Origin of the sequence: Pseudomonas sp. NFACC56-3, from assembly GCF_900100025.1 — a bacterium.
Taxonomy (GTDB): Bacteria; Pseudomonadota; Gammaproteobacteria; order Pseudomonadales; family Pseudomonadaceae; genus Aquipseudomonas; species Aquipseudomonas fluorescens_AA.
Genome location: NZ_FMTK01000007.1, coordinates 235,910 through 255,109, shown reverse-complemented (window position 1 = coordinate 255,109; position 19,200 = coordinate 235,910). Strand labels below are relative to the sequence as shown.

7 protein-coding genes and 1 pseudogene are annotated in these 19,200 nt (G+C 58.7%); all 8 read left to right on the top strand.

The features are described 5' to 3' along the window. Window positions 1-392: 392 nt before the first annotated feature. Window positions 393-1,820, top strand: a pseudogene (locus BLO80_RS30630) (FIST signal transduction protein); the annotation flags it as partial. Window positions 1,821-2,015: 195 nt separating this feature from the next. Continuing rightward, entirely contained in the window at window positions 2,016-2,693 is a 678-nt protein-coding gene (locus BLO80_RS30625; RefSeq protein WP_371914573.1) for a methyl-accepting chemotaxis protein, read from the top strand. 318 nt (window positions 2,694-3,011) lie between these two features. Then, entirely contained in the window at window positions 3,012-4,079 is a 1,068-nt protein-coding gene (locus tag BLO80_RS13295) for a phosphotransferase family protein (protein WP_092327944.1), read from the top strand. Between the two features lie 23 nt (window positions 4,080-4,102). Further along, window positions 4,103-4,870 carry an SDR family oxidoreductase gene (locus tag BLO80_RS13290; protein WP_003180553.1) on the top strand — a complete coding sequence of 256 codons (768 nt, stop codon included), beginning with the start codon at window positions 4,103-4,105 and terminating at the stop codon, window positions 4,868-4,870. A gap of 231 nt (window positions 4,871-5,101) precedes the next feature. Next, the gene (locus tag BLO80_RS13285) at window positions 5,102-6,217 is read left to right on the top strand and encodes a Gfo/Idh/MocA family protein (protein WP_092327946.1); all 1,116 of its coding nucleotides are present in this window, start codon (window positions 5,102-5,104) and stop codon (window positions 6,215-6,217) included. 326 nt (window positions 6,218-6,543) lie between these two features. After that, window positions 6,544-10,866, top strand: coding sequence for a SpvB/TcaC N-terminal domain-containing protein (locus BLO80_RS13280; RefSeq protein ID WP_092327948.1), 4,323 nt, complete (start codon window positions 6,544-6,546; stop codon window positions 10,864-10,866). Next, the gene (locus tag BLO80_RS13275) at window positions 10,859-14,347 is read left to right on the top strand and encodes a Tc toxin subunit A (RefSeq protein ID WP_092327949.1); all 3,489 of its coding nucleotides are present in this window, start codon (window positions 10,859-10,861) and stop codon (window positions 14,345-14,347) included. The genes BLO80_RS13280 and BLO80_RS13275 overlap by 8 nt, the downstream gene beginning before the upstream one ends. Before the next feature lie 16 nt (window positions 14,348-14,363). Further along, window positions 14,364-19,196 (top strand): Tc toxin subunit A-related protein, encoded by a 4,833-nt coding sequence (locus tag BLO80_RS13270; RefSeq protein WP_092327951.1) that lies wholly within the window; start codon window positions 14,364-14,366, stop codon window positions 19,194-19,196. Window positions 19,197-19,200 lie beyond the last annotated feature (4 nt).

The window sequence follows — 19,200 nt, the reverse complement described above, 5'->3', positions numbered from 1 at the left end:
GGTGTGCGCGTTGGCGAATAAATTGGCGCGCATAGCCTGGGCCTTAGCGCACACCCATGGAATATATGAGGCAGGGCCAAGCGCACAGAACGCTTGACCCTGCGTTACCGAGCACCACCCACCTGGTTTTGCGATGCTGGATAACAGATGACGTAAACGGCCTACCGACCTGACAGAAAACCTGGGCTCCCACACGGCTCTAAAGCCGATCTACCCTAATCAGGACTGTCAGGCGCGATTTTCATCGCGGCGCGAATTTATCTTTTCGACGCCGAATAGATTGCGGCAAGCCAATCACGCATCCAAATTCAGTATTGCAGAAACTGAGAGGACCATAGATGTGGGAGCGAGCTTGCTCGCGATAGCGGTGGATCAGTTGGCACTGATGCTGGATGTGCCGACGTCTTCGCGAGCAAGCTCGCTCCCACAGTTTTTTATCCAGTATTCAGCGGTTGCAAATACTGATTTTTCCGCGGGTTTCCCAGGACCAATACGAAAGTCGCTATCCAACAGACGGAACAAACCCCAACCAAAAGCCCCTATGGACCGCCCCCGCAAATAGCACAAGCTCACGCCCATACAAGTCCCCAGCCGTGATCGCTACAGGGAAAGGACTCCGCACGCATACCTCGTACGCGTCACGTCGCGCTCAACCGAGTCCCGCCATGAACCTATCGAACCTCTTCAACAAAGCCCGAGCCCGCACACAAGGGGCGGTCAGCATGGCCTGCACGTTGAGCGAACTGGACCAGGCGCTGGCCAACGTACGCATCACACCGGTATTGATCGCCGGGTTTGTCTCCCCTCACCTGGACATCGACCGGGTCGCCGCCAAGGTCAAGCAGCGTTTTCCCCAAAGCGCCATCAGCCTGTGCACGACGTCGGGTGAGCTGTGCAACGGTGCAAACGCGCTGTATTGCCAGACCGGCGAGACCTGGGACCGGGTGGTGTTGCAGCTGTTCGACGCCAGTGTGATTGCGTCGGCCGAGGTGGTGATGGTGCCGCTGGAGTGCGAGGACATTCGCGGTGGCGGCAAGCGCCTGGCCATGCGTGAGCGAATCGCCCGATTGGTGAATAACATCAAGCAGGCGCAGGTGAGCACGCCCATTGACCATCGCGATACCTTGGCCTACGTGGTGTTCGATGGTCTTTCGGCTTCCGAATCGTTCTTTATGGAAGCGCTCTATGAATCAGGCCGTTTCCCCTGCCTGTTCGTCGGCGGCTCGGCCGGTGGGAAGGCGGATTTCAAGAAGACCTTGATCAGTGATGGGCAGCGCAGTTACCAGAACCATGCGCAGATTGTCTTTCTGAAAACCGCGGCGGATGTGCGCTTCGGGGTGTTCAAGAGCCAGAACTTCCAACCTGCCGGGCTGACATTCAGCGTGCTGACCGCATCAGTCGAAGACCGCACCATCGACCAGGTCATCGACAGCCGTGGAAACATCAAGAGCATGGTCCAGGCGCTGTGCGAGGCCTTCGAGTGCAGTGCCCAGACGCTGGAAAAGAAGCTGGCCGATTATTCATTCGCCATCCGCGTGGGTGATGAGCTGTTCGTCCGCTCCATTGCCCGCATCGACCATCAGCAGCAGATCATCCAGTTGTTCTGCGACGTGGCGCCCGGCGAAGAGTTGGTGATGGTCAAGCGCACGCCCCTGCGCGAGGCGACCCGGCTTGACTACGAGAAATTCCTCAAGGGTAAAGGTGGCCAGCCGGTGGCCGCCATTCTCAACGATTGCATCCTGCGCCGGCTCAACAACAGCAGCGACCTGGGCAGCATGGCCGGTATTTTCGGGGATGTGCCTCTGGCCGGCTTCTCGACGTTTGGTGAAATCCTCGGTTTGAACCTTAACCAGACGCTCACGGCGATTTTCTTCTTCAGGGTCACCAAGGGCGCCGGTTTTGTCGATGAGTACGTCGATCACTTCATCACCCACTACGGCGAGTTCAAGGCATTTTTCCTGCGTCGCCAGATCAAGAAGCTGGCGGGTCTGAATCATGTCGTGGTCAAGCAGATCATGGCGTTCAAGATGAATGACTTCAGCAGCGCCTTGGACACTCGCGGCCTGGACCAGACGATCCTGCCGGTGTTCGACGGCCTGACGGACCTGGGCCAGGTATTGGCGCAGGCCAGCCAGCAACAAGCGCTGATGGCGACACAAATCAAGCATTACTCCGGCGAACTGCACCTGTCGATGGATGACCTGACGGGCACCATCGACCGGCAAAACAGCGTCGCCGAGCAGGCCGGCACCACCGTCGAACAGCTTGCCACCCAAGCGGGTGAAGCGGTGGTCGGTGCCCGTGCGCTCGCCAGTTCGAGCTTGCGTATCCAGTCGATCGTACAGGTCATCCAGCAAATCGCCGGCCAGACCAACCTGTTGGCCCTCAACGCCGCCATCGAAGCAGCGCGGGCCGGTGAGATGGGCAGAGGCTTTGCGGTGGTGGCCGATGAGGTCCGCAAGCTTGCGGAAATCACCCGCCAGAATGCCGCGGAAATCGGCGTGGACATCGGCCTGCTCTCGACGGAGATCCAAGGCGTCGCCCAACAGATCGAAGACCAGTCCGTTGCCGTGAGCGCCCTGCGGGAAATGCTCGATGCCCTGGAAGACTCCAGCCGTACCACCGAAGGCACGGCACAACGCACGAAGGCCATCGCCGACACCTTGACCGGGCTGACCCACGCCAATGCGTGAGGCCGAGTCGCCCCGGCGGTGGATCGAAATTGAGTGATCAGCACAATCCCCCTTGTGGGAGTTTGTGGTTGTTCACAAGCTGCATTGCAGGGTCGCGGTGCTACAGACTTGCGGGCATCCCATCGCGGCGGCTCCTTTGACAGCGACTCCCCGAACCATAGCTCGCCCGCTTCCGCCGCGCACGCCGCCATGCATCAAGCCCGCTGATTATCCGGCAACACGCTAACCTATAAGACCCTGGCGTGCTTGTGACGCCTCCCACGCGCCATTAGATTAGCCAATGATCGATGGCCTCCAAAATAAGCAGAAGGGATAAGCATGGCGTTTACTGATCAGTCCACCCGCGTGCGCGACGGTGAAGAACTCGATGCCAACCTGATCGACCCGTACCTCAAGGCCCACATTCCCGGCCTGACCGGCCTGCCACGGATCAGCCAGTTTCCCGGTGGCGCATCGAACCTGACCTACCTGCTGGAATACCCCGAACAGGAATTCGTCCTGCGTCGGCCGCCGTTCGGCCACAAGGCCAAGTCCGCCCACGACATGGGCCGTGAGTTCCGCATCCTCAACCAATTGCGCGAAGCGTTCCCGTACTGCCCCAAAGCCTATGTGCACTGCACCGACGAGTCGGTGATGGGCGCCGAGTTCTATGTGATGGAACGGGTCAAGGGCATCATCCTGCGCTCCGACCTGCCGCCGGAACTGGGTTTCGACGCCGCCCGCACCGAAGCGCTGTGCAAGAGCTTCATCGACCGGCTCGTCGAACTGCACCGCGTCGACTACACCGCTTGCGGCCTGGCCGACCTGGGCAAGCCCGAAGGCTACGTGGCCCGGCAGATCCGTGGCTGGAGCGACCGCTACGAAAAAGCCCTGACCCCCGATGCGCCGAAATGGGAGGCGGTCAAGGCCTGGCTCAACGACAAGATGCCCGCCGACCACCCCACTTCGAGCATCGTCCACAACGACTACCGCTTCGACAACGTGATCCTCGACCCGGAGAACCCGATGCAGATCATCGGTGTGCTGGACTGGGAACTGACCACGATCGGCGATCCGTTGATGGACCTGGGCAACAGCCTCGCCTACTGGATCGAGGCGGACGACCCGGCGCCGGTGCAACTGATGCGCCGCCAGCCGAGCCACGCCCCCGGCATGCTGACCCGCCGCGAATTCGTCGATTACTACGCCGAACGCGCCGGGATCCGCATCGACAACTTCGACTTCTACTACACCTACGGCCTGTTCCGCCTGGCCGGGATCGTCCAGCAGATCTACTACCGCTTCTTCCACGGCCAGACCCAGGACAAACGCTTCGCGCAGTTCGTTCAGATGAACAAATTGCTGGAGCAGATGAGCCTGCAGGTCATCGGTAAATCCACGCTCTGAGCGCCCCATTACAAGGAAACAGCATGTCCAAGACCCAGTTGTTCGACCTCGACGGTAAAATCGCCTTCGTTTCCGGCGCCAGCCGCGGCATCGGCGAAGCCATCGCCAAACTGCTGGCCCAGCAAGGCGCCCATGTGATCGTGTCCAGCCGCAAGCTAGACGGTTGCCAGCACGTGGCCGATGCGATCATCGCCGCCGGCGGCAAGGCCACCGCCATCGCCTGCCACATCGGGGAAATGGAGCAGATCAGCCAGGTGTTCGCCGGTATCCGCGAACAGTTCGGGCGCCTGGACATCCTGGTGAACAACGCCGCCACCAACCCGCAGTTCTGCAACGTCCTGGACACCGACCTGGGTGCGTTCCAGAAAACCGTGGACGTGAACATCCGCGGCTATTTCTTCATGTCGGTGGAAGCCGGCAAGCTGATGCGCGAGAACGGCGGCGGCAGCATCATCAACGTGGCGTCGATCAACGGCATCTCGCCGGGGATCTTCCAGGGCATCTATTCGGTGACCAAGGCCGCAGTGATCAACATGACCAAGGTCTTCGCCAAGGAATGCGCGCAGTTCGGCATCCGTTGCAACGCCCTGCTGCCGGGCCTGACCGACACCAAGTTCGCCTCGGCGCTGGTCAAGAACGACGCCATCCTGAAAACCGCCCTGGCGCAGATCCCCCTCAAGCGCGTGGCCGACCCGAGCGAAATGGCCGGCGCGGTGCTGTACCTGGCCAGCGATGCGTCGAGCTACACCACGGGTGTGGCGTTGAATGTGGATGGTGGGTTCCTGTCCTGATAGCGAACGCCATGGCAAACCTGTGAGAACCCTGTGGGAGCGAGCTTGCTCGCGATGGCGGAGTGTCAGCCAAGATCTTTTTTCACTGACACTCCGCCATCGCGAGCAAGCTCGCTCTCACAAGGGGAACCTCTGCGATCGTGAAATGAATATTTATTCCAACATTTGCAATTAGCGAATATTTATTCCATAAAGAGCCTTCTGAAAATAACAATTCAAAGGGCTCTTCTCATGCGTGAACTCGGCATCGGTCTGATTGGCACCGGCTTCATGGGCCGTGCCCATGCCTTGGCGTTCCACAATGCCAAGGCGGTGTTCGACCTCCCCCTGAACCTGACACTCGCGGCCCTGGCCGACGCCGATCCACAGCGTGCCCGGCAGTGCGCCCAGAGTTGGGGGTTCGAGACGGCCCACAGCGACTGGCAACGGCTGATCGACGACCCGAAGGTTCACCTGATCGCCATCACCACACCCAACCACCTGCACTTCCCGATGGCCATGGCGGCGTTGGCGGCGGGCAAGCCGGTCTATTGTGAAAAGCCCCTGGCGGTGTCTCTGGAGCAGGCCGAGCAGATGCGCCAGGCGGCCAAGGCCGCGGGGGTGGTGACGCGGGTCGGCTACAACTACCAGCACAACCCGATCATCCAGCAGGCGCGGGACATGATCCAGCACGGCGAGCTGGGACAGATCATCAGTTTCCAGGGTGAGTTCAGCGAAGACTTCATGGCCGATCCCGCTTCGCCGTGGTCATGGCGTTGCGAAGCGACCCACGCCGGTGGCGCACTGGCCGACCTGGGCAGCCACTTGCTGGCCATGGCCCGGCACTTGTTGGGCGATGTCGAGGCCGTGTGCGCCGACAGCCAGACCGTGCATCACCAGCGCCCTGCCAGCGCCGGCAATGCCGAACAACGGGCCATCGCGGTGGACGACCATGTCCATGGGCTGCTGCGTTTCGCCAATGGCGCCCGAGGCACGGTGAGCAGCAGTTGGCTCAAGCATGGCTACAAGAACCACCTGAGTTTCGAGATCAGCGGCAGCCTCGGCACATTGGCGTTCGATCAGGAGCGGCTGAACGAATTGCGCCTGTGTCGCGCCGGCCAGCCAGGTTTCCAACGCTTGCTGGCCGGTCCGGACCTGCCCGGCTATGCCGCATTCAGCCCCGCCGCCGGACACCAGTTGGGCTACAACGAATTGAAGACGCTGGAGGTGCAGGAACTGATCATGGCCCTCGCCGGGGAAGGCGGCAGCGGCACGGACTTCGACGAGGCCTGGGAAGTGGAGCGGCTGGCTGCAGCGATACGCATCGCGGCGCGGGAGGAGCGTTGGGTCAAGGTCAGCGAGCTATAGCCGCTCACCTCAGCGAACACTTTTGTGGCGAGGGAGCTTGCTCCCGCTGGGTTGCGCAGCAACCCCAAAGAGACTGAATGCTGAATGCGACCAACCTGACACACCCGGGTGAATGGTTTTGGGGCCACTTCGTAGCCCAGCGGGAGCAAGCTCCCTCGCCACAAAAGCATGTTCCCCAAGGGTAGAGAGAGTCTGTCTGTAGTGGGGTATCCCCCTCCACCATTTTCTTATTTCCTTAACGACTAGAAAACTGTCAACTCTGACAGTAGATGCCCCCTCGGATTCGCGCCAGATTAGCTCCTTGCACACTCGCACAGAGCCTGGCGATGGATCAACCGGAACGCTTGAGCATCACCCCTCCTTCGTTGCCAAAGGGCGGCGGCGCGATCCAGAGCATCGGCAGCGGCTGGGGCGAAGTGGGTGCCACCGGCAAGGCATCCTTCGACTTGCCGCTGCCGATTTCTCCAGGACGCGGTTTCGCCCCTGCCCTGCGGCTCGGTTACGGCAGCAGCGTGGGCAACAGCCTGTTCGGAATCGGCTGGGTGCTGTCGCTGGGCTGCGTCGCACGGCGGATCAGCAAGGGGGTACCGGCCTACACCGACGACGATGTGATGTTGGGCCCCGACGGCACGGTGTGGATGCCGGAGCGCGATGATGACGGAGAAATCGTTCGCCGGCCCGTCGATACGTATCAAGGTCTGGACCTGGGCACGGTCTATCAGGTCGCGCGTTATTTTCCGCGCATCGAGGGTGCTTTCGAACGTATCGAACACTGGCGGTCAGCGGATGACTACCCAGGGTTCTGGTTGATTCACGGGGCCGATGGCACCCTGCATTTATACGGCTTCAACGCTTCGTCACGCAGCACCGACCTCGAAGACGCCCTGCGTGTCGGCGAGTGGCTGCTGGAAGAAAGCCTGAATGCCCATGGCGAACATATTCTCTATGAATACGCAGGCGAAGATCATGCGGGCATGCCCGCCGATACGCCGCGGGACTTTCGCGCCCAGTGTTACCTGAGCCGAGTGCGCTATGGCAATGCCGACGCGAACGCGCACCTTTATCACTGGGCACCGCCCCAACTCGAACGAGCGCAATGGCACTTCGACCTGATCTTCGATTATGGCGAACGCGACACCGGGTTGACGGACATCCCCGCCTACGAGCCGACGGATACGTGGCCGGTACGCAGCGACCCTTTCGCCACCTACGGCTATGGTTTCCTGCTGGGCAACCTGCGTCTGTGCCGGCAAGTGCTGATGTTCCACCATTTCGCTGAACTGGGCAGCGAACCACGGCTGGTGCAACGCTTGCTGCTGGAGTACCACACCACCGAGCTGGGCTACAACCTGCTGTCTGCCGCGCATCAGCAAGGCTACGACGAACAAGGGCACATCGAGTCGCGCCCACCGGTGGTGTTCAGCTACGCGGCGTTTTCGACCGAAGATAGCGGGTACCAGGAATTCGATGCCATGCCCGGCCTCAACGACGGCCAGCAATACCAATTGGTCGACCTGTATGGCGAGGGGATTCCCGGTGTGCTCTATCGCAGCGACAAGGCTTGGTACTACCGGGAGCCGCTGCGCGCGCAGGTGCCCCAAACGGCTGATGAGGTGAGCTACGACGCGTGGAAACGCTTGGACGCCATTCCGGTCATGGACAGCCGCAAATCGGTGCGCCAGTCATTGATGGACCTCACCGGCGATGGCCGGCTGGATTGGGTCATGGCGCAACCCGGCGTGAGTGGTTTTTTCACCCTCAACCCGGATCGCCACTGGTCGAAGTTCGTCACCTTTGGTGCCTTCCCCCTGGAGTTCTTCCATCCGCAAAGCCAACTGGCCGATCTGATGGGCGGCGGTTTGTCCGACCTGGCCTTGATCGGCCCACGCAGTGTGCGGTTGTATGCCAATCGTCGAGATGAAGGCTTCGCGGCGGGCAAGGATGTCGCGCATTTCGTCGAGACGGCCCCCGACGATCGCCTGCCCCTGTTGAGCCAGGCGCAGACCGAATTGGTGGCGTTCAGTGATGTGCTGGGCACCGGCCAGCAGCATCTGGTGCGCATTCGCCACAACGAAATCGTCTGCTGGCCCAACCGCGGCCACGGTCGTTTCGACCCAGGCTTCCAACTGGGGAACCTGCCTTACCCCTACAAGTCCTTCGATGCCTCGCGGGTGTTGCTTGCCGATCTGGACGGTTCCGGTGCCGCTGACCTGATCTACCTCACCAGCGAGCACATCGAAATCTTCATGAACCGCACCGGCATGGGGTTCGAGACCACCCCACAGATCCTGCCCTGGCCACCGGGCGTGCGTTATGACCGACTGTGCCAGGTCAGTGCCGCCGATTTGCAAGGCCTCGGCTGTTCCAGCCTGGTGCTGACGGTACCGCACATGAAGCCCCAACACTGGCGCTGCGACTTTGTCCAGGCCAAGCCCTATCTGCTGCACCGCACGAACAACAATATGGGCGCGGCGGGTGAAGTGATCTACCGCAGCTCGGCCCAGGAATGGCTCGATGAAAAACAGGCACTGCTGGCGGCGAACCTGAAAGTCGCCAGTTATGTACCGTTTCCGATGCCCCTCTCCGTCCGGCAGATCCAGCTGGATGAAATCACCGGCAATCAGTTGACCCAATGCTTTGAATACCGACAGGGGTTTTACGACGGGCAGGAACGCGAGTTCCGCGGTTTTGGCCTGGTGCTGCAAACCGACAGCGAAACCACCGGCGACGAACTGCGCCAAGCCGGCTTTACCGCGCCGGTGCTGCGCAAAAGCTGGTTCCATACCGGGCGCGCGCCCGACCTGCCGGGGCTGGACTACGACCGTTCAGACAGCGCGGCCCAGCCCCTGGGCACGGCCTTGCTGCTGGCTCCCCAAGGTGACACACCGGACGAGATCATCAGCAACGCCAATGACGAGACCCGCCACGACATGGCCTACGCCCTGGCCGGCGTGTTGCTGCGGGTCGAGGTATTCGGCCTCGACCCCGCCGACCCACTGCAGGCCCGGCCCTATTCGGTGCAGCAATCGCGCTATGCCGTGCGCCTGTGGCAAGGGCGGGACGACTACCAGCCATATTGCCGGATGCAACCGCTGGAACTGGAGTCCGTCGTCTATACCTACGAACGCCAGCCGGACGACCCGCTGTGCCAGCACCACATCAGCCTGGCCTGGGATCGTTATGGCGGGCTCACCCACGAAGTGACGGTCGACTATGCCCGGCGTAAAAGCGTCGACGACGCGCCGCCGTTCGACGACGCCCATGAACAAACCTGGTGGCGTGCCGCCCACGATGACGCGCAGCGTTTCTATTACCTGAATGAACAGCGTGCCCGGTTCATTCACCTGGACGAACCACAAGCCGTTCGCCTGGGCTTGCCTTACCTGTCCCGGGGCAACGTGATAGTGCTGTCGAAGACGGTGCTCAGGCCACAAGACATTTCCCATGAGGCGTTGTTCGACCGCCTCAATGCCCCGCCCGGCGGTGACTTCCAGCGGGTGCTGGCCCACTTGTCCGAACAGCGCTATCAACACGCCGGCCAGACCTTGCCGGCGGGCCAGGCCAGCTTCGAGGCCTTGGCCGACTACCTTGAATCCGCCGAACTGGATGAGACGGCGCTACAAGCGTATGCGTCAGTGCTCAGCCCCGAAGAGCTGGCGGACAAACTCCCTGGGCTCGGTTATCACCCCATGACCGCCGTGTTGCCGGCGGAACCGGACAGGGTGTTGTGGTCGACCCGCAAGGGATTCGTGACCTATGCCGGACTGGAGGGGTTCTACCGACTGATCAGCGCCCGGCCCACTGCAAGCCAGGGGCCGACAGACATTGCTTTCGATCCCTATTACTGCCTGCCCCTCAGCGTCACCACGGCTGACGGGTGCAACACCCGCGTGACCGAAGCCGACTACCGGTTCCTGCTGCCAAGACGCATCGTCGATCCGAACCAGAACATTCAGGAGGCCCGCTATGACGGTTTTGGCGAACTGTTGGCCAGCAGCTTCCATGGCACCGAACGCGGCATCGAGGTCGGTTTCGACCCGATAGACGAGTACCAGCCGGTTATCCGTTTGCCGTCCGCAGCCATTGCCGACCCCGACGCCGCCCTGCAAGGCGCGGCCAGCGCCTGTTTCCGCGATGCCTTCAGTTGGGTGCAGCGCCGTGAGCCGGTACACGCCGCCGTCTTGCAAGCCGACCGCTATCCGCAACCACCGGACAACCCCGAACGCAAGATCCGTATCGCAGTGCAGTGCTGGGATGGCTTTGGCCGCAGCCTACAGAGCAAACAGAAGGTCGAGCCGGGTACGGCCTATCAGATCGCGGAGGACGGCAGCCTGGTACTGGACGACGACCAACCAGTGAGCGCGCCGGCCGCCGAGCGGTGGCGAGTCAGCGAACGAGTCGAATACAACAACAAAGGTCTGGCGGTGCGCATCTACCGGCCGTACTTCGCCGACGGCTATCGCTACATCAACGATGAATCGTTTCGCCAATTCGGCCATTGCGACCAGCAGTTCTATGACCCACTGGGTAGACCGACCTTGACGGTCACGGCCATGGGGTATTGGCGGCGGCAGCGGTATTTAGGGTGGTATGGGATTGGCGAAGACGAGAATGACACCTTGTTTGACAGAGGGCTGAGCGATGAGTGAGTCCAATCCGTTATTGAGCTATCTCGTTGACGCTACCGAGGCACCTGCGGATGGGACGAAGGAAGAGAAAGTCGATTTCGTCACGGCAATGGAACGCCTCGATATCCAGTCGGTGTTTGATATTGTCCGGCAACCCAAGGGACTTTTTTGCCAACGCCTGGCCAAGTTCAGTGATGCCGACGGCGAACTGGCCTATGACAATGCCTTGTGCTACGCGGTGCAAATTGCCCGTTTGTACCGCGAAAAGCAGGTGACTTCCGACAGAGCGCGTCCCGCGTCCAAACGCACGGGGATTCGGGCCCTGGTGGATATCGGCCCCAGCTATCCCAACCTGTTCAAGGAGCGTTGGGACGAGTTCTGCAAAGTCGGTGCGCTGGCCGCGGTGGATTCTCCGGTGGCTTACCTGAGTGCCCTCTATCGCCTGGCAACGACGTCATTGGAGGAAGAGAACACGGGCGATGCGTCGAAGAAGATTCGTCTGGACGTTCGCCGACCCGATATCAAGACCTTGTTGATCGACCAGCAAGCGACCTTCAAGCCCCTGCCGATGCTGGACATTGCCAACACGGTCCTGAGTCAGGGAATTGAACGTTATCTGTCCGGTACGTCTTCCGCAGGGACGCCGCTTCACCGTTTGTTTGCCGCGAAGTATTACCCCTTCAGTTTTCCGTACACCCATGCTCATCACCAGTGCAAGTTGGGGTTGTCCCAGAAAAAACTGATGCTGGGTGAGATCAACTATTTAATCAGTCCACAACTGCCCGTCACGGGTGGCAACAATTATGGCCGAGGGCAGCAACACCCCACAGTCGCGCAACAGCTATTTGCAGGGTTGAGCGTCGAGCAATACGGCGTGTTGACTCGATCTACACCGTTCAGCACTTATTACATTTCGCATTCGCAACTGGTCGAAGGCTGGCAGGGACCAAGTATTTCCAACCTGAATCTATTTGAAGACCGCTCGACCAGTTACCTGTTGCCCCAGCAAGAGATGATCAAGCGTGCAGAACCCGAGGCGCATGAAATTGCGACTTCGGGAGGGTCCATGAGCACTCAGGTGACGCTTGCTTTCAGCAAATCTGGCGGGGCCGACAAAGACATCGTGTTGAGCTTTGGCGTTCGCCGGGTCACAGAAAACGTAAATTATGCGATCAACCGCTACTCCCCGGCCAGGGCTCGACCAGCATGCACGCATATTCAATATCTACCGGCTGATAATGCAGGTGCCTCGCTGCAAGTAAGTCCCGGTTATCAAGTGACCTTCGATATGCTAGTGGCGACGTTAGGTACTGACAGCAGTACCCAACTTCTTGAAAAACAGCGCTTCACCCTGGCACTTGATGAAGCATACGTGTTGACCGGGCCAGAGCAGGCATTCTTTCGTAACTACTACGGCATGGAAGTGATGACGCAGAATACGGCGTCCCTGTCGAACCTGAACACCTTCATGGCCAAGACCGAGTTGAATGCCGAGCAGGTCGAAGCACTGCTTTCCCAACGCAGCCAACGTCCTCGGCTATCGGTCAATTGCCCGTCCCTCAATCTTTTGGCAAACGGCGGGCAGTTCAATCTTCCTTATCCGCACGCGTCACATTACGGGGCCTGTTATGTGAATGGCGTGGGCTCCGACAGGTTAAATACTTCTGCCGAAACTCCGGACCTGGACAGGGTGGATAACTCCATGGGGCTCAACGAAACCATTGAAGACGGGCGCAGCGAATGGTCCATCACCAAGACATCGCTCAACCGTTTCGACCGCCTGCAACGCATGATCCGCCTGCAACGCTGGATGAACATCCCCTTCGCCGAACTGGATACCCTGGTGGTCAGTGCCATTCGCGGCTGCGGTGAAAACAACCTGGAAGTGGCGCTCAATGGCGACGTCATGCGTGTTCTGGGGCTATTTCGCTATTTCAGCAGCCACTATCAGATCACCGCTGAAGAGTTCGCGGCGTTTTTCCATCACCTGTCCCCCTACGCCACGGGAGCACGGACGCCACTGTTCGACCAGGTATTCAACAGCCCGAGCCTGTTCGATACGCCGTTCGTACTGGACCAGCAAGCCTTCGATCTCGCCAGTGCCGATCTCGCCGATCAGAAAACTGCTTATCAGCTCTGTGCTGGCCTTGGCGTTCAATTAACCGAAGGTTCGCTGCTGCAACTGGCGAATATCACGATTGCCCATGTCGGTCCTTTGACTCGTTCGTTGGAGACCGTCTCCTCCCTTTACCGCCAGGCCCGTATCGCGCGAATGTTCGATCTGTCGATTGAGGATTACTGTGCCTTACTGGACTTACTGGGGGGCGAGGCCTATCAGAAGAATCTCGCCACGGGCCGGTTCCGCCTGGGCGGCGGCGCGCCGGATATCGCCGATATATTGATGCACATGGACTGGGCCGTTACCTGGCTCAGGGACACTAAACGCAAGGTCGGTGATGTGCGGCGTCTGCTGGGCCGAGACCCGTATGAGTTTCTCCCGCTACAAACGTTGCTGGAACGTTTGAATCGATTGGCGGCCGAGTTGACGCCGGCGCTCGTCAGCCCATCGGAGCTGGATCGGTTGAGCCTCCCGGAAAAAGACGACAATAACGCGGACATTGCCTGGCGCACCTTGCTCAACGCTGAATTGCTCAATGACCAAGGGCTGGTGATGAGTACCTACCCCAGGACTCTGGATGAGACGACGGCCCAGGTGATCGACCGCACGCTGGCTCAAGTACTCCAGCCGTTGCATTTATCCAACGAAGTGAAGGCAAGCGTTCAGACTCAACTCGGCGACTGCCTGGTCAGCGGCTACTTACGGCAGTTGCAGTTGCTGGAAAGTCTGTTGCAGGAGACCTTGAGCTTGCCTATGGCCCTGGCGGAGGGAGTTATCCAATGGAGCAGTGATTCGACTCATGGCTTGCTGTCCCAAGTACTTGCGATGCCAAGCCAGTCACTGAACGCCAGCCTGATTGAGCGCTTCCAAATTCTGCTACGCCATGCCGCCGTCGCTCGACACCTGGGCATCAGTGCGCGTGCGTTACGAGCTTTTCTCTGTGAACCGACCTGGCTGGGCCTTCCGAACAATGTATCGCACCTCACCCTGGCCAGCCTGTACTACCTTGAGCGCTACTGTTACCTACTCGACATGCTCGACAAAGCGGAAGCTGAGTGGCTTGGGTATCTGGCCCTCGCCAACCCACCCGAAGATCTTACAAAAACCGACGCCCATTTAGCGGTAACCAATCAATCGGCCCACAGCGCGTTGGCTCAATTACTGGGCTGGCAGCCCGGTGAAGTGAAGACCTTGTGCGATACCTTGCCAGATGGTCGTGCGACCCAGTGGCTTCAGGTGGAGTGGGTGTACCGCTGCCAACAGGTGTGCCAGACCACGGGGCTTGGTGCCGCCTCCGTGCTGCTGTGCGCAGGGGTGAGCGCCTACAGCAACAGCACCAGTTGGCTCCCTTTGGGCGAGGCCTTGATGGCTGCAAGTCGCTGATAAAAAGGTACTTCTAATGACGATTTCCATCGAAAAACAACTGAATGAAACGTTGCGTGATATTCAAGTGGCTTACTACTTGGATCAGGTCGTGCCCAACGACCCTGTTTTGCAGCAATTAGGCCTCAGCGACAAACTGAAAACCGCCAACGACCTGTACGAATTTCTACTGCTGGATGTCCAAGTCAGCCAGGAAGTGGAGACCAGCTACGTCGCCTCGGCCATCGCCAGCCTGCAGCAATACATCAATGGCGTGCTCATGGGCATGGAACCTGGCTATGAGACCAAAACCATGGCTGATCACCAGATCGCCGAATGGCGCGACCAGCAATGTCAATACCCGCTCTGGGCAGCGAATCAGCAGTTGGCCTATTACCCCTCGATCTATATCGACCCCAGCTTGCGAATGAAGAAGTCCAAGTACTTCCTCCAGCTGGAAAACGATATCAACCAGAACAAGATCCACCTCGACACGACCCAGGAGGCGGTCAAGCACTACCTGGCCAGCTTCGAGGAAGTGGCTAACCTGACTATCGTCAATGGCTATATCACCGATGATGACTTCACCAATGGCACCTATTACTTCATCGGCAAGTCACGAGCGGAGAACCGGTATTACTGGCGCTCGGTGGACATGTCGCAACGCAGCTACGTGAGTGGTACCAACGGGCCCAAACACGACTACCCGCAACCGGGGGCTTGGTCAGACTGGACAAGCGCAGACTTGGGAATTTCCGAGGCTACGGTGGAGAAAACCATCCGCCCGGTGTTTTTCAATAATCGCTTGTTCGTGGTTTGGGTCGATGTGCTGCACCTGGCCGAAAGAACCGAGTTGAACAAAAGGCCTCCCGTTGGTAACGACCCACCCGAAATAGAGACCACCACATTCAACCGTACCGAGTTGCACCTGAACGTTTCCTATAAGAAATATGACAATTCCTGGAGCGCCCCGCTTTGTTACATCACTGCCACCAGCGAAGCGGATAACTTTCCGCTGGGCGAGGATTTGAACGGGGTGTTGGAGACCATTGCCATCCAGGATACTTCATCAACGCCGGATGCGCTGTTCGTTGCGATGTATGCGGGTTATATACCTAATAACGAAAGTGACGGTAGCAAGGATGCATACGCCTTCCTCAGGACAGCCAATGTCGATAAGAACTTCAACCGCCAAGTTTTATTTCCGATCTCCGGAAGAGTCATCTCGGGCAGCTCTGAAGAAGGTGCGAAAAAGCTTCATGTATTAAAAGTGGCCAGAATGTTTACTCGCGACAATAAAGACAAATTTCAATTCAAGCTACCGACCTTTCAAATTTCCCTGAAAGAGGTAAAAAATTTTTCGCCAAACGCTACAGCACCTCATTGGAACCACGAAGGTCTACAGCGCGTCATCGTTGACGTTGCGCCCCCTGCTGTAACTTATGACAGAGCAAAATCAGAATTAGCAATTACCACAAAAATCAACTCAAGCTTTAACGGACAGACATTCCGTTCTCTATCTATTAAGTGTTCAGCGGTTACGGGTATTGTCAGATTCAAATTGGATCTTCGTATTCCTGTTGAAGACAGCGACGATGGATTTTTGGAGTTGATGGAAGGGTCAAAGATTACCAAGGGGTTATGGGACACCGTCGCTTTTACACGCAACAAGTCTTATGTGTTCAGCACAGGGATGATCATCGTCCCTATTCCGGAATCAGGTAGGGATTTTTTGTGTGATAGCAAAAATGGTGGGGGTATCATAGTTCCAGCTCTCTTAGCGGGCCACAGCATGCCACTCTCAGAAAAATATATTCGGACAAGTTGTTTTGAAAATATTTTCGCAAGCCCGAATATCATACATCGCTTAACGGTGACGCATCCTGATGATGACACTCAAGACATTGTCGTGTATCAGGAGAGAACGATCGAGGAAAACCTACGAGCACTGTACTATCAACATCAAATTTCACGACCAAAGTCAATCAGCTCCCCCACCCCCGTCGCCTTGACCGGTGCGTCGGTCTGGCTGGCTAGTACCAATTATTCTTTAACGCTGACTGCGCCAAATGACCTAAGCACCAAGGTAAAAATAAATCCGGAAACACTACTTCCCGACTGGCCCGTGGAATGGCTTGACGCTTCCAAGGTGATTCCATTCAACCATGGCCTGTTCGTTCGCAATGACGGATCCAGCGGTGCCTTGCTGGGCGGTGGAAACAAGCACTTTACCGTCGAGTTGAAACTGGAGACCACAAGCGGCGATACGTTGAAGGCCCCCGGCATGGGCACGCGCGTCAGTCCGACACTGGGGATTGCCGAGTTCATAGATTTCACTGATTCCGATATAGCCTTCAGCGACGGCTCCACCACGGTCGCTCGCAAACCTATTCGCATGAACACCCTGTTCGCCCGTACCCTGGTGGAAAAGGCCAATATCGCGCTGGAAAATCTGTTGTCCTGGGAAACCCAGCAACAGGAAGAACCGCCATTGACGCCACCGACAACCAATAACAAGATGGATTTCAATGGTGCCAACGGCCTGTACTTCTGGGAGTTGTTCCTGCACCTGCCGTTCATGGTAGCTCATCGCATGAACCTCGAGCAGCAGTTCGACGGCAGCGAATACTGGTTGAGTTTCATTTTCGACACCAGCCGCAAACCTGATAGCAGCGGCCGCCCGGCCTATTGGAATGTGCGCCCGTTGGTGGAGAACGAGAGTCGTGATCTCGATTATGCCTCCCGGGCGCCCCAGGATCCGGATGGCATCGCCAGCAGCAACCCGATCCATTATCGCAAGGCCATCTACAGCTTTTCTCTGAAGAATCTGCTCGACCGGGGCGACAGCGCCTACCGGCAACTGACGCCCGATAGCCTGGCCGAAGCGAAACTCTGGTACGTACGCGTGCTGGATCTGCTGGGACCGCGACCGGATATCAACCTGATCGACCCCTGGACACCGATCACCCTGCAGACCCTGGCCGCCAGTTCGAGCCAAGGCCTGCGCGACTATGAGCGGCGATTGGCGGTCCAGGATCAGGAGCGGCGCGAAAGCGCGGAGGCCAACGATGGCGTGTCTCTGGTCTTGTTCAACGAACCACCGCTTGAGTTGCGCACCTTCGCCCCGGATCCAAACGTGCTGAGCGTGGACAGCGAATTCCTGCGTGTACCGATGAACTTCAAGCTGGTGGAACTCTGGGATACCGCCGAGAGCCGACTGCACAACTTGCGTAACAATCGCACCCTGGACGGCAAGCCTTTGCTGCTGCCTTTGTTCGCTGCCCCGCTCGACCCGCGAGCCCTGCTCGCTGCCTTCGGCCAGGGCGGCGGCAGTGGCGGTGTTGGCCGCCTGATCGCCGCGGACACCCCACATTATCGTTTCTCGATCATGTTCCGTAGCGCCAGCGGCGCGGTGGACAGCCTGATCCAGTTTGGCCAGACCTTATTGTCATTGATCGAGCGCAAGGAACAGGCGGAGTTCCTGGAATTGCAACACCAGCAAGCCTGGGAGTTCGCCGAGCATGCCATTGTTTTGCAAAAGCAGGCACAGAAGATTGAAACAGAGAGTCGCGAGGCTCTGGAAGCCAGTAAAAAGGTTGTTGAAGGCCGCCGGATTTTCTACGAAGGATTGAGCGAAGAAGTGGTCAGTTTCGGAGAAATCCTGGCCGGCATGGAGCATCTTAGAGGACGTGTCCTAGAGGGCGGAGCTGCGCTCTCCGACACTATCGCTGCTGGACTCAAGCTAGCGCCTAGTGGTACGTCGGTGAACGTGGGGTTGGTGGCCGGCATGGCGGCTGGTACAGAGGTCGGTGCCGGTGTCAGCGGAATGGAGAGCAACGGCGTTCCTGAGGTTGTTGCCCATATCGCTCGTGGTGTCGCGGCGCTGAACCATGCCACCGGCGAAGCGTTGGACCGTGCCGAAGGCTACCGTCGCCGCCACCAGGAATGGATGCAGGCCCGCGATCAGGCGGTACTGGAAATTGCCCAGATAGATGCCCAGTTCAAGGTAATGGACGAGCAGCAGGAGGCCACCCGACTGCAACTGCTGCAGGCCGAAGCTGCGTTGGAACAGGCCCGGGTCAGCTATGCGTTCCTGTCCAAACGCTTCACTACCCCCCAGTTGTATCAATGGCTGATCGGCCAGTTTGCGACGTTCTATTACCAGATGTACGACGCGACCTTGTCCCTGTGCCTGGCCACCCAGGCCAGTTGGCAATACGAAATCGCCGACTTCGTCACCACCTTCATTCATACCGGTGGTTGGAACGACAGCTATCGAGGCTTGGGTGCCGGTGAGTCGTTGAAGGTCAATCTGTTGAGAATGGAGAGCGAGTACCTCAAGCGTCACGAACGCAAGCTGGAAATTACCAAGACCGTTTCGCTGCGTGAGCTCAAGGACAAGGATCCGGAATCGACCATCAATCTGGCCTGGGAGGCACTGCAGAACCGTCTGGAGCAAGACGGCAGCGTTGCTTTCGAGCTGACCCAGGTGATGTTCGACGATGATTATCCCGGGCACTACCTGCGCCGTATCAAGCGTATCAGCGTGTCCCTGCCGTTGCTCGTGGGTCCCTATGAAGATATCCGGGCCGAGCTGACGCAGACTTACAACAAGGTCCAACTGAGTGCGACTGTAGATGGGGTCGTACGGGAAAACTTACGTGCCAGCCAGCAGATCGCGCTGTCCAGCGGACTCAGCGATGACGGGATGTTCGCGTTGAATTTCGACGATGAGCGCTACCTGCCGTTCGAGGGTACCGGCGCGGTATCACGCTGGGCCCTGGTCTTTCCGCGACCGAACCGACAGCAGGATGCACTGCGGTCCCTGACCGATATCATCGTGCACGTCCAATACACCGCCAAATCCTAGGCGC